Below are 12,661 nucleotides of genomic sequence, written 5' to 3' on the forward strand. Positions count from 1 at the left end.
CGGCAGTGCCCAATGAGCTGACCGGGCCGCTGGCGGAATTTATCCGGCACCTGGCTTCTGAAAAACGCCATTCTCCGAGAACCTGCGACAGCTACCAGCGCGACCTTTTGCGTCTGGCGGACTGGCTGGGCCGCAGTGGATTCGTTGCCTGGCAACGGGTGACCAACCACGACCTGCGCCGCTACGTCGCGACGCTCAGCCGGGAGGGGTTGTCAGGACGGAGCATTGCCAGACATCTCTCGGCGACCCGCCGTTTCTACCAGTTCCTGCTCAGGGAGAAGCTGGCATCGGATAATCCAGCGCTGGATATCCGGGCCCCCAAGAGTGGCCGCCGTCTGCCTCGCGTTGCAGATGTGGATCAACTGAATCATCTACTGGACGGACAGCCGGACGATCCCCTGGAAGTGCGGGATCTATGTATGTTCGAACTGATGTATTCTTCCGGGTTGCGGCTGGCGGAGCTGGCAAGCCTGGATCTGGATACCGTCGATCTGCGCAGTGGTGAGGTTCGCGTGATGGGTAAGGGTGGCAAGGAACGGCTGCTGCCCGTCGGACGAAAAGCCATTGCAGCCATACAGGCCTGGCTACCGTACAGAGCGGCGCTGGCCAATGACGGTGAGGCTGCTCTGTTCGTCAGCCAGCGGGGCGAACGACTCAGCCACCGAAGTATCCAGGCCCGCCTGAGCCGCTGGGGAATCAGCCGCGGTGCCGACCAGAAGCTCCATCCGCACCTGCTGCGACACTCGTTTGCCAGCCACATGCTTGAATCCAGTGGTGACCTTCGTGCCGTACAGGAACTTCTGGGCCATGCCGACATTGCCACGACCCAGGTCTATACTCATCTTGATTTTCAACATTTGGCTCGGGTTTATGACCAGAGTCACCCCAGAGCACGACGCGATCGGTATCATGGTAAAACCAGTGACGAGAGTTCCTGAGGCCAGCACGGGTCATCTAGGGGTTTTTCACACATCAACAGTACAGCAAGGATAGGCGGGAGCGCTCCATGGCATCGGATCAGTCCTGGAAGGAAAAATACCTTCAGGAACTCGAGTCTGCAGACAATCGGGAAAAGCAGTGGAAGGCGGAGCGGAATACCCTTGAACGCATGCTGGTGCGCACCAGCCTCGCCTCCGAAGGCCAGACCCCGGAGCTGGATCGGTTGCTGGCTCGCATCCGGAAGGACCTGCGGAAGAACCGGGTAGATGTGGACGCCTGGAAGGACTTGCAGGATCAGATTGATCGCCAGGTCGCCCTGCTCGATGAGCGCCAGTCGGCCAGCGACAGGAAGCCTTCCTTGTTCTCCCGTCTGGCGCGAGAGCCAGAGCAAGAGCCCCAGCAACAGCAGCAACAGGTCAGCGCGGAACCTTTACCGGAAAGCAGCGAGCAGCCGGAGTCCCTCCCGGGTAATGAACAGGATATCGAGGACAACGTCCAGCGGTTGCGCATTGCCCGCCGTGTGGGCCAGTTGTTGGGTCAGATGCTTACCCAGGTCTCCCTTGAGCCCGCCGCCGAGGCCCGGGCCCGGGCGCTGCAGCAATCTCTGCTCGCCAGTAACGACTGGAACGAATTGCGCGAAGGCCTGAACCACGTGGCTGAGCTGGTCATCGCTGCGGTTACCCGGAGCAAGCGAGAATTCGAAGCCTTTCTCAAACGCCTTGATGAACGTCTGGAGCTGTTGAAAGAACACTTCTCGGCTCAGTCCTCGGCCCAGTGCGGCCGACTGGATGCCTCAGAGCACCTTGATCGCGAGATCCGCGAGGAAATTGAGCGGGTCGGGCAACGTTTGCAGGAGAGCGATGACCTTCAGGACCTAAAACAGTCGGTCAGTCGCCATCTTGAGTCCATTGGTCAGGCGGTAGGCCGTTTCCGTACCCAGGAATCCGAGCGCGAGCGTGCGCTCTCCGAGCAGCTTGAGGCCATGCAGGAGAAAGTGGCGGCCATGGAGGCCCACTCCGAGCAGATGCAGGAACAGGTCCGTAAGGAGCGGCTCCGGGCCATGACCGACCTGCTTACCGAGTTGCCCAACCGTGAAGCCTGGCAGGAGCGACTGTCATTCGAGTACAACCGCTGGCAACGCTACAGCCATCCGTTGACCATCGGAGTGCTGGATATCGATCTTTTCAAACGGATCAACGACTCCTATGGTCACAAGGCCGGCGACAGGGTGTTGCAGCTGGTTGCGAGGGAGTTCAGGGATCGCTTGCGCACCACGGACTTTGTGGCTCGTTTTGGCGGCGAGGAATTCGTGGTGTTGTTCCCGGAAACCGAACCTTCGGACGCGCGAGCCGTGGTGGACAAGTTGCGGGAACATGTCGGCAAGCTGCCGTTCCACTTCCGCGGCGAGCCGGTCACTGTGACCTTCTCAGCCGGCCTCGCGGGATTCATTGCCGGCGACACCGAGGAGTCGGTGTTTGACCGGGCCGACCGGGCCCTCTATCAGGCCAAGGACGCCGGCCGGGACCAGGTGATAATCAGCGACAGTGCCGACGTTTAGTGACGCATCATTGCGTCCAGCTCGTCGATCACCTCCGCCCAGTCGCTGTCTTCCTCCAGGCCTTCTTCCAGGAAGTGAGACTGGCTTTCGGACCAGATGGGAGCATCCTGGATGGCAACTTCGCTCGGCAGGGGCGAGTACCTGGCGACAAAATCCTCAATGCTTTTGGCGTCGGACGCCAAGCCTAGTTGCTCGAACAGAGTACTGAGGGTGTGTTTGCTGGTGTCCATGGACATTCGTCTCCCGTTGGCCGTTTGCCTGAATGAAATCAATGGCGTTTGCAGGTATTGTTCCCTGAAATGTAGCGGAACCCTTAAGGATATCCAGTGAAGGTTACCCTTGCCTTTCTACTATGCTGCCTGTTGGCGCTGTTTCAATCCCCCCTGCGGGCGGAACCGCCGCAAGCATCGCCGGCCCCCGTGCTAGGCAAAGAGGAACTGACCTGGCTGGAGGGGCAGGACCGGTTTCGTATCGGTCTTCGCAGCGATCAGGTGCCGCTGGTTTTCGATACCGGCAATGGCGTGCTTGCAGGCACCTACATTGACTACCTTGCCCGGCTCTCCGACAAACTGGGCGTCGCCATGGAGCCCATCGTCCTTGAAACCGGGCAGGATAGCGGCCCGGTCAGGAGTGAGCTGGCAACCGATGCGGTTCTGACCACCAGAATGCCGGGGATGCCGGTGGTGCCCGGCAAGCGTTTCACCGATCCCCTGATGTCTCTTACCTATGGCGTGTTCGTCAGCGCCGGCGATGCGGCCATCCGCACCCTTGCCGATCTTGAGGGCAGCCGGATTGCGGTTATTGCCGGTGACCCCAACCAGTATCCCATGCTGGACCCCGTCGAGGAGTTTACGCCGGTGCCGGTCAGCAACGTCAGCGAAGCCGTCGGCCAGATTCTCTCGGGGCAGGCCGATGCGTTTCTGGCGCCGGTGCCCGTGGTGTCCGATTACCTCCAGTCAGCGATGGTGAATGGTATTGGTCTGTCGGTACTGCTCGATAACAGCCCGGTAGATGTGGTGTTACGGGTGGATACCGATCGGGACCTGCTTTACCAGGTGCTGAACAAGGCCATTGCCGCAATCGGCCATAACGAACACCGCACCATCCGCCAGTCGTGGCTTCAGGCCGATCAGCCGTCCCTCGAACGAAGTGGCCTGGAATTGTCCGGATCGGATATGGAGTGGCTCAAGCAGCATCCGGATCTGAAAGTCGCGTTTCGCGCGGACTGGCCGCCGTTTGAATACACCCAGGACGGCCGGCCCACCGGCCTGGTTCCGGATTTGCTGACCCGGCTGGAAACCGAGCTGAACGTGCGGTTTACGCGCACTGTCGCTGGAAGCCGCATGGATGCTGAGGAAAAGCTGCGTTCGGGCGAGGTGGATATTCTTCCCGGGTTGTCCCGGACGCCGCGCACCGAAGAGGCCTTTCTGTTTACCCGGGCCTATCTGACCGTGCCCATCGCCCTTGCCATCCGGGACGACGGTCGCTTTATCGGCGATCTCCGGGAACTCCGCACGGAACGGGTGGGTGTGGTGAACCGGCATGCGGCCCACGATTACCTGTTGATCAATCATCCGAACCTGGATCTTTACCCGATGGATACGGTGGAGGAGGGGCTTCTGGCGCTATCCAACGGCGACCTGGATGTCATGGTTACCCATATTCCGGCGGTCAGTTACACGGTGGCCAGGCTGGGGCTGTCGAACCTAAGAATTACGAGCATCACTCCCTACCAGTACGATCTGCGACTGGCCGTACGCAAGGACAACCCTGAGCTGCACCGGGTGCTGAACAAGGCGCTGGGCAGCCTCGAAGCCAGCGAGACAGAGTCCATCTACAACAGGTGGATTCACCTGGATATCGAGCAGGAGACCGATTACACCGTGGTGCGGCGGGTGGTGCTGATCGCCATCTTGGTGGTGCTGATCTTTCTGTACTGGAACCGCAAGTTGTCGCGGGAGGTGGATGAGCGTATCCGTTCGGAGAATGCCCTGCGCAGGAGCGAAGACGAGTTGCGGGCCGCCAAGCTCGAAGCCGAGAGGTTGGCCCGGGAGGCGGAGGCCGCCAGCCTGGCCAAGAGTGAGTTCCTGGCCAATATGTCCCACGAAATACGAACGCCGATGAACGCAGTGATCGGCTACAGCGATCTGCTCAGCAACAGTGTTACCGACCCGCAGCAGCGCAATTACCTGGACGCCATCCGGGCGGGAAGTCGAAGTCTGCTGATGCTGATCAACGACATTCTGGACCTGTCCCGAATCGAGGCGGGAAAAATGCGTTTGGACTATTCCGCCGTATCGGTCCGTCGTCTCCTGGATGATGTTCGCCACATTTTCGATCTGCGGGCCCGGGAGCAGGGCATAACCCTGGAAGTGAGTGTCGACTCGCGAATGCCCGGCGCCATGATGCTGGATGAAACCCGGCTTCGGCAGGTTCTGTTCAATCTGGTCGGCAACGCCATCAAGTTCACCCACGACGGTGGTGTAACAGTTCGGGCAACCGCGAAGCCGCTCAAGAAGCGGTCGGCAGAAGCGGAACAGAACCCGGAAGCGTCGGAACGCCAGTATTACAAGCTGATCGTCACGGTCAGCGATAGCGGTATCGGTATCCCGCCGGATCAGGTGGAGCGTATTTTCGATGCCTTTGAGCAGCAGGAGGGGCAGAATACGCGGCGCTATGGTGGAACCGGTCTCGGGTTGGCCATCAGCCGGAAGCTGGCCCGCATGATGGGCGGTGAGCTGGAAGTTGAGAGTGAGCAAGGTTCCGGATCGGTCTTTACGGTGACCTTGCCCCGGGTTGAGGCGACGGTGGAACAGGCGGAAGACGAGGGCGTTCCCAAGGAATCCGACCGGCTGCTGGCCCAGACTCTCAGCATGCAGGAGCGGGGCTGGCTCAGGGAACAGCTCGCGGCGGACTTTGGTGACGAGTGGGAAGCTGTGAGAGAGAGTGGCGATCCGGAGCAGATGAAAGACTTTGCACGCCGGGTGCTGGCCTGGGGCCAGCGATTCCGGTCACGCTCCGTTACCCGTTACGGGGAGAAGCTGCTTGCGGATGTCGAGGCATTCAACCTGGACGCGGTCAACAGTGCTCTTGAGGCCTTCCCGAAGCTGCTCGGCCGCGAAGAGTAAGAGCCGGGTGGGTTACAGACAATCGAACTGAGAGCGACGGTCGAAAGCGACCGAGACCATGTCGTAACCGGAATCCGAGAGTTGGCGGATCAGGTCGCGGTCTTTCAGCAGAGTCATGCAGACCTTGTGCACGCTGGCCTGAAGCTGTTCAGATGCCATGTCGTTAGAAGCCAGGCGGAAATCCACAATCAGGTATTTGCGCTCGACCGCCGCGCTGGCGGGGATATCCTGCCGTTCAACGCTCTCGTACCCGATATAGGTCGCCTGGGCTTCCGGAAACACCTGGCTCATGAGTACATCAAGATTTTCGGCATGAACAAGCTGTGCCGACAGCAAAAGGGCTGTGGCAGCGAGGCGAAGTGAGCGTGTGATCGTCATTGGAGGCCACTCCCTGGTGACATTCCGGTTAATCTGTAACCAAGTGTAAAGTTTGGTTACCGTTGATTATTGCAGAGTCTGTCGCATTTTGCGTGATATGTGACATTAATTTTTCAATTGTTTGCAGTCCCGATACAGTGACGACCGGGCTTTCGGGCTCCCGGTCCGATGCACGATCAACTATGATGTGGGTAAGACGGACTCAGAGAGGAAAACGCATGTTTCAGCTTGTCTTTAAAGGGGAATGCGTTCCCGGAACGGATCTGGAAACGGCGCGCAACAATGCCAGAACCCTGTTCAAGGCTTCTCTTGATCAGGTTGATCGCATGTTCAGTGGTCAGCCGGTGGTTATTCGCAACAAGCTGGAAGAGGTTCAGGCTGAAAAATACCGGGCGGTATTGAAAAAGCACGGCATGGTAGCTTATGTCCAGCCGATGGCTGACGCCCGGCCTGCTGCCAGTGCGGCACCACAGCCAGCCCCGTCGGCTCCCGCAAGTCAGGCCCGTCCGCAGCCGACACCCTCTGCGCCGCCGGCGGATGAGCAGCGCCGTGGGGTTCCTGCAACCGAGCCTGGCGATCGTTTGCCGGTGGCGGGCGAGAAGGTGGATACGATACTTTCCGGCTCCGGTCTGAGTCTGGATCCGGTCGGGGTCAACCTGACAGAGAAGACCGAAGTGGAGCCACCAATGTTCCAGCATCTGGACGAGTGGAGCCTGGCTCCGGCTGGCAGTGATCTGGGTGTCGAGCGTGACCTGCCGCCGCCGATGATACCTGACGTATCCCACCTGTCACTGGCGGACGACGACTCCTCCGAGCGGAAATAACCCAATTGTGAGCCAGTGCAACCCCTGGGGCCGGAATGCCCCTCGACTGATCGCCGTCATCATGATTCTCCTGGCACCACTGGCTTCGGCTGAGGAGCGTCCCAAGGTAGGGCTGGTTCTGAGTGGCGGCGGCGCCAAGGGTATGGCCCATGTTGGCGTGCTGCGGGTTCTGGAGGAAATGCGGGTTCCTGTTGATCTGGTGGTGGGCACCAGCGCGGGTTCCGCAGTCGGTGCCCTGTATGCCAGTGGTATGCCGGTCAGTGACATCGAGCAGCGCTTTATCGAGATGGACTGGCTTTCCAGCTTTCGCGACGATCCCGGCCGGGTCTACAAGCCGGTTCGGCGCAAGCAGGATGACTGGCGGTTTCCGGTGGTCCCGGGCATCGGTGTTCGCGCCGATGGCCTGCGTGTCGGCGGCGGGCTGATTGCCGGGCAGAATCTAGGTTTTATCCTCAACGAGCTGACCCACAACGCCGCCCTGGTTGAAGACTTCGACCGGCTCCCCATTCCCTTCCGGGCGGTTGCCACCGATCTCGAGACCGGTGAGCAGGTGGTCATCGGTGACGGTAACCTGTCCGAGGCCATCCGTGCCAGCATGAGTATTCCCGGGGTATACGCGCCGGTGGAACGTGATGGCCAGTTGCTGGTGGATGGGGGCGTCGCCAACAACCTGCCCATCAGCGTTGCCAGGGATTTGGGCGCCGACATCATCATCGCAGTGGATATTACCGACAGTCTGATGGAAACCGACGAGCTGCGGGGCGCGTTTTCCGTTGTCGGTCAACTCACAACCATCATGACCCGTCGGAACACCGACCAGCAGCTGGATCTGCTCGCCGAAGACGATGTTCTGATCCGTCCCGACCTTGAAGGCTACACCTCCGCTGATTTTTACGATGCGCCGGTTCTGTTTGAGCTGGGCGCCAGCTCGGCCCGGGAACACGGCGTCGAACTGCGTCCGTTGGCATTATCCCGCAAGGCCTGGGCCGATTGGCGCGACAGCGTGTCAGCGCAGGACGCGGGTGCGCGTATCGTGTCACGCATCGAGATCGAAGACAGTCGTCGGTTGGCCCGGGACTTCCTCAAGGAACGAATCAGGCAGAGAATCGGAGAGCCACTGGACACCGCCCGCCTGGAAGCCGACCTCAAACGGATCTACGGGCTTGGCTATTACGAGATTGTGTCTTATTCGACCTCGTCTTTGCCCGAGGGAACCGTTCTGACCATCCGCGTTCAGGAGAAGAGCTGGGGGCCGAACTACCTGTCTTTCGGTTTGAGTTATGAGGATAACTTTGACGGGGAAACCCGGTTCAATCTTGCCTCTTCCCTTCGAATGACCGAGCTCAATGCCCTGGGTGGGGAGTGGCAGACCGGTGTTCAGCTGGGCACCGAGCCCTGGGTTCGCAGCCAGTGGTATCAGCCGCTGGATTACGGCTATGAGCGGTTTCTGGTGCTCGGTGGCGAGTACTCCCGGGATACCTTCAGCCTGTTTGATGCCGCCGGAACCCGCGTTACGGAGGTGGATGTGACCTTCCGGAAAGCGGATCTGGCACTGGGCATGGAAATCGGCGGCAATGCCGAAGTTCGCCTGATCTATGCGCGGGGCTATGCCACGGTTGACGAGCAGATCGGGCAACCGGTAGCGCCGGAGGGGTCTGTGCACCAGGGTGGGCTGGCCGTGCAACTGGTACACGACTCTCTGGACGATACTTTCTATCCCCGCGACGGTGGCTTTGCCGGCCTTCGTGGACGTTTTGAACGGGAGGGCCTGGGATCCGACCGGGAGTTCGATTCGGTAACCGGCTTGGCGCTGGGAACCGGAAGCTGGAAAGGCCTGACCCTGACCGGACTGGTCTTCGGCCATGCGGTAACCCGGGGCACCCCCGGAATTGAAAATGCCGTTCGCCTGGGTGGATTCCGCCGGCTATCGGCATACGCGCCGGGTGAGATCACCGGCGACAACGCGTTAATGGTTTCAGCCTATGCCAGCCAGACCTTTGGCGGCCCGCTGCTGCCCTGGTTTGTTGGCGCCGGATTCGAGGCGGGTAATGCCTGGCCCTCTCTGGATGAGGCGAGCTGGGACAGTTCGGTGAAATCGTCCAGCGTATTCGCCGGCGTGGATACCTTCCTCGGCCCCGTTCAGGTGGCCGCGGCGTACAACAACGAAGACAACTGGACGGCCTACCTGAACATTGGTTTCTCGTTCACCCAGCTCTTTTACTGAGTGCCGTCAGGCCGTTCTGCTGCCGGTCTTTTCAATGGCAGTGAGAACTTGCTGGCATTGTTGCAGGGCATAGCGGTGCAGGATGTCTGCCAGGCGATCCTCATCCCGATCCTTGATGGCACTGATTGACTGTTCCATGTGGGACAGGTTGTCCTCAATGACACGATTGCCTCCTTCCTGGAAGGCGACGAAGGCACAGCGCTTTGCCGAAGGCCAGAGGTCATCAATGGCAGAGACAATGAAGTAGTTGTCGGCATAGGCCAGCGATGCCTTGGTGTACTCAATACCCAGCTCCAGAAACGCCATCAGATCGTTTTTCCTGTAGCAGGCCTGCATCTGCTCATACAGGCTCTCCAGCCGGGCCATATCCTCGGGCTGCCAGTGACGCACCAGCTTGCGACCGGTGTGGGTGAGGTAGAGCTCCAGGGTCTCGTACAGGCTGCGCACGAAGTATTCATCCAGCGGGGTCACGAACGCGCCTTTGCGGGGTACGTTGCGGACCAGATGCCGCTTCTCCAGCAGCAGCAAGCCCTCTCGTATGGATCCATGACTGACGTCCATCTGTTTCGCCATGGCGCCCTCGTAGATCCGTTCACCGGAGCGCAGCTGGCCAAAGGCAATCAGGTTTTCGATGTGGCGTGCGACCTGTTCGGTCAGTGTTTCTCTGGGCTTGAAGGCATTCATGGTGATCTGTCGCTACTGCATACTGGCTGAATCGTCCTGGCATAGTCGCACATCGGCCATTCCGGAGCCAGTGGACGGATGGCCTATAGCAGTGGCGCCAGCAGGCGGACGGCCCGGCAACACAGGCGGAACAGGATCGACCGATCCTTGTAGTCGCTCTCGATCATCAGGCGGGAATTGTCCAGATCGTGTTCCAGCATGGATTCCACACTCCGGATGAAATGCCTTGCGGTGGTTATGGCGGTGATCTCGAAATTTAGTCGCATCGAGCGGTTGTCCATGTTGGCGGTTCCCACCGCCGCGTATCGATCATCCACCAGGATCACTTTCTGATGCATGAAGCCAGGCTGGTAGCGATAGATGCCGATGCCGGTCTTGCAGGCCTGGACGAGGTAAGAGTAAGCCGCCAGGCCAATCAGGCGGCTGTCCGATTTCTCCGGAATCAGGATTCGTACGTCCACGCCCCGGAGCGCCGCCAACTGAAGGGCGTTCATGATCTGGAAATCCGGAACAAAATAGGGCGAGGCGATCCAGAGCCGGGTGCGGGCATTATTGATGCAATTGAGGAAAAACAGCGTACAGGTTTCCCAGCTGTCCGCGGGTCCTGTTGGCAGCATCAGCACCTCGTCGTCGCCGGGCTGGTTGTTGACCGGCGCCCAGTCGAGGCTGGGAAAATCGTTGCTGGCCCAGTTCCAGTCTTCCAGCCATGCCAGCTGCAGGCCGGTGACGGCCGGACCCTCGATCCGGCAGTGGGTATCGCGCCAGGGTTCCTGGTCCATGGCAGTGCCCAGGTATTCGTCCCCCAGGTTGATGCCACCCACAAAGCCGATCTTGCCGTCGCAGACCAGCAGTTTCCGGTGGTTCCGGAAATTGATCTGGAACCGCCTCCGGCGGATGTTGCCGTTACCGAACGAGGCCACGCGGGCGCCGGCGGCGGCGAGCTGGTTCAGGTACTTGCGCGGCAGCCAGACGCTGCCAATGTCGTCATACAGAAACCAGACTTCCACACCCTGAGCCAGTTTGCGCTCGAGAATTGACTTGATCCGGCGGCCCACCCGGTCTGACCGCACGATGTAGAATTCCAGCAGGATATAGTGCTCGGCGTCTTCCATGGCTTCGAACAGGGCCTCGAACGTGGCCTCACCGTCCCTGAGCAGGGTACATCGGTTGCCATCGGTGAACGGCTGCCGGCCCAGTCGGCAGAGCACCTGAAGTTCGTCGGTGAACCGTTCGCTGGCGGGGATGGGTATGGAGGTTGTTTGCTGCTCGAACCGGTTCAGCAGATTGGTCAGGGATTCGTCGCCAAGCCGTCGGGCTTTCACGTAGCCGCCAAACCGATGCCGCCCGAACAGCACGAACATGGGCACGGCCAGGTAGGGCAGGCCGATCAGGGCAATGACCCAGGCAATGGCGCCCTGTGTCGTCCGATAGGTCAGAAGAATACGGTAAATACAGGCAAATGCGCCCAGGTAAACGGCCCCGACCACCAGTGCAACGAGAGACAGTTCGTCCATCATTGCGCTCCCTCATCTGCCCGGTGGCCGTAGGGCCCCGATGTGGCCAGATGCCTTGCCCGGTATTCTGCCGGTGAGGTGCCGGTCCAGCGCTTGAACGCCCGGCTGAAGGCGCTGAGTTCTGAAAAACCCAGCAGAAAAGCAATCTCACCCAGAGCGTACTGGTCGGCCGCAACATACCTGAGCGCCTTGTCCTGGCGAACCTGCTCAACCAGGCCATGGAAGCTCAGGCCTTCCTTCTTGAGCTTGCGGTAGAGCGTCTGGCGGCTCATATGGCATTGCCGGGCAAGGCTGTCAGCATCGATTCTTTCGGTCGCCATCTGCTTCGAGATCAGTCGGCGAATCCTGCGGCCGAACGAGCGGCGGCTCTGAAGCCTCGCCAGCAGCGTATTGACCTGCTTCAGTACTGCCGAATACACGTAGGGATTGCGGCGTGGTATCGGGTGCCCCAGATGCCGGCTGTTGAACGCCAGCCGGGTGATACCGCAGTCAAACCGCACCGGACCACCGAGCAGCTTTTCGTACTCGTCGGCGTACACCGGCGCCTGATGGGCGATCTCCACCCATTCCGCGCGGATGCCCGGATGAATGAAGTGGCGGGTGCGGGTGATGGCCGCAGCCAGGGTCCGGTCCATATCCTGCCGGCAGTAATGTTCGGCCATGTCCGGTTGCCAGCAGAGAATGGCCTGGTCGGCGGTCTGTTCGAAGCTCAGGAATACCGACTCGTTGATCAGCCGATGCAGTCGCACGTATTGGGTAACGGCTTCACCCAGGGTGTCACAGTTGAAAAACACATGCCCGACCAGTCCCATCCGCTCGGGATCCACCACTTTTCCGGCGTGCAGCCCGACAGCCGGATCGCCCGTTACCAGCTCGGCGTGTTCCCACAGCCGGTAATGGGCATCGGCGGGCACGCGCCGGTCCGGGTCGGTGAGCTCCGACATGGCCAGCCCGGTCAGCTGTTCCACCCGTGGCGCATTGAGAACACCCTGGCGTTCCAGATAGTGAACCAGCGCCAGCGTGCTGGAGGCAGCGACCAGGGGTGCGCTGGTGGAGTCTGATTGGGCAGATGTCACGTTGATAGTTAACGACCTGTCATGATGACTGATACAAAATGTCAAGTGGGTGCAACCGCCTGTCAAGGGTTACCCGTGGCTTTAACGATAGCATCAGGGTATCAGGTTGAAGCAATGGAAAAGCAATCAGGAGGTGTTTTATGGAACAGGAAATCTTCGTACCTCATACCGAGCTTGAGCGTAAAAACGTGATTGAGCTTGCCGAGTATCTGAACAGCATCTTCTACTGCTGATCCTTCAGACGTCACGTCTATGACCTTCAAGCCGGGCTTTGCCCGGCTTTTTTTCGTCCACGGAAAATGACCGCTAATACCGGCACTTGCTCGCAAGACTGGC

The 12,661-nt window shown here is 59.9% G+C and carries 10 protein-coding genes; 5 read left to right on the forward strand and 5 right to left on the reverse strand.

Features of this window, described 5'->3' with window-relative positions; all coding sequences use genetic code 11:
* Positions 1-5 precede the first annotated feature (5 nt).
* Complete coding sequence (gene xerC, locus EDB94_RS00290; RefSeq protein WP_062783982.1) at positions 6-938, forward strand: tyrosine recombinase XerC; 933 nt, start codon at positions 6-8, stop codon at positions 936-938.
* Positions 939-1,006: 68 nt separating this feature from the next.
* Entirely contained in the window at positions 1,007-2,497 is a 1,491-nt protein-coding gene (locus tag EDB94_RS00295; RefSeq protein WP_108019522.1) for a GGDEF domain-containing protein, read from the forward strand.
* Here EDB94_RS00295 and EDB94_RS00300 read toward each other — a convergent pair.
* Positions 2,494-2,727 (reverse strand): DUF2789 domain-containing protein, encoded by a 234-nt coding sequence (locus EDB94_RS00300; RefSeq protein WP_008173223.1) that lies wholly within the window; start codon positions 2,725-2,727, stop codon positions 2,494-2,496. The genes EDB94_RS00295 and EDB94_RS00300 overlap by 4 nt on opposite strands.
* Positions 2,728-2,823: 96 nt before the next feature.
* Here EDB94_RS00300 and EDB94_RS00305 point away from each other — a divergent pair, with 96 nt between their 5' ends.
* A complete protein-coding gene (locus EDB94_RS00305; protein WP_108019524.1) occupies positions 2,824-5,625 on the forward strand; it encodes an ATP-binding protein in 2,802 nt (933 codons plus the stop codon).
* Between the two features lie 12 nt (positions 5,626-5,637).
* Here the strand turns inward: EDB94_RS00305 and EDB94_RS00310 are convergent, their stop codons facing one another.
* Complete coding sequence (locus EDB94_RS00310) at positions 5,638-6,003, reverse strand: hypothetical protein (RefSeq protein ID WP_108019526.1); 366 nt, start codon at positions 6,001-6,003, stop codon at positions 5,638-5,640.
* Between the two features lie 218 nt (positions 6,004-6,221).
* Between EDB94_RS00310 and EDB94_RS00315 the strand changes: the two genes are divergently transcribed.
* Positions 6,222-6,827, forward strand: a complete 606-nt coding sequence (locus tag EDB94_RS00315; RefSeq protein WP_108019528.1) for a hypothetical protein — start codon at positions 6,222-6,224, stop codon at positions 6,825-6,827.
* A gap of 7 nt (positions 6,828-6,834) precedes the next feature.
* Positions 6,835-9,051: a patatin-like phospholipase family protein gene (locus EDB94_RS00320; RefSeq protein WP_053114170.1), complete on the forward strand. Its 2,217-nt coding sequence runs from the start codon at positions 6,835-6,837 to the stop codon at positions 9,049-9,051.
* 6 nt (positions 9,052-9,057) lie between these two features.
* Here EDB94_RS00320 and EDB94_RS00325 read toward each other — a convergent pair whose 3' ends face one another.
* From EDB94_RS00325 to EDB94_RS00335, 3 genes are all read right to left on the reverse strand, one after another.
* Positions 9,058-9,735, reverse strand: coding sequence for a GntR family transcriptional regulator (locus tag EDB94_RS00325; RefSeq protein ID WP_008173234.1), 678 nt, complete (start codon positions 9,733-9,735; stop codon positions 9,058-9,060).
* A gap of 83 nt (positions 9,736-9,818) precedes the next feature.
* Entirely contained in the window at positions 9,819-11,249 is a 1,431-nt protein-coding gene (cls, locus tag EDB94_RS00330) for a cardiolipin synthase (RefSeq protein ID WP_108019530.1), read from the reverse strand.
* The gene (locus EDB94_RS00335; RefSeq protein WP_108019532.1) at positions 11,249-12,325 is read right to left on the reverse strand and encodes an AraC family transcriptional regulator; all 1,077 of its coding nucleotides are present in this window, start codon (positions 12,323-12,325) and stop codon (positions 11,249-11,251) included. Before EDB94_RS00335 ends, cls begins: the two co-directional genes overlap by 1 nt.
* Between the last annotated feature and the right edge of the window lie 336 nt (positions 12,326-12,661).

The organism is Marinobacter sp. 3-2 (assembly GCF_003751355.1).
Lineage (GTDB): Bacteria > Pseudomonadota > Gammaproteobacteria > Pseudomonadales > Oleiphilaceae > Marinobacter > Marinobacter adhaerens.

Bases quoted from the DNA above. Each gene is read 5' to 3' on its own strand.
- EDB94_RS00325 (WP_008173234.1), bottom strand. From the start codon at position 9,735: ATGAATGCCTTCAAGCCCAGAGAAACACTGACCGAACAGGTCGCACGC.
- EDB94_RS00315 (WP_108019528.1), top strand. From the start codon at position 6,222: ATGTTTCAGCTTGTCTTTAAAGGGGAATGCGTTCCCGGAACGGATCTG.
- EDB94_RS00310 (WP_108019526.1), bottom strand. From the start codon at position 6,003: ATGACGATCACACGCTCACTTCGCCTCGCTGCCACAGCCCTTTTGCTG.
- EDB94_RS00300 (WP_008173223.1), bottom strand. From the start codon at position 2,727: ATGGACACCAGCAAACACACCCTCAGTACTCTGTTCGAGCAACTAGGC.
- EDB94_RS00295 (WP_108019522.1), top strand. From the start codon at position 1,007: ATGGCATCGGATCAGTCCTGGAAGGAAAAATACCTTCAGGAACTCGAG.
- cls (WP_108019530.1), bottom strand. From the start codon at position 11,249: ATGGACGAACTGTCTCTCGTTGCACTGGTGGTCGGGGCCGTTTACCTG.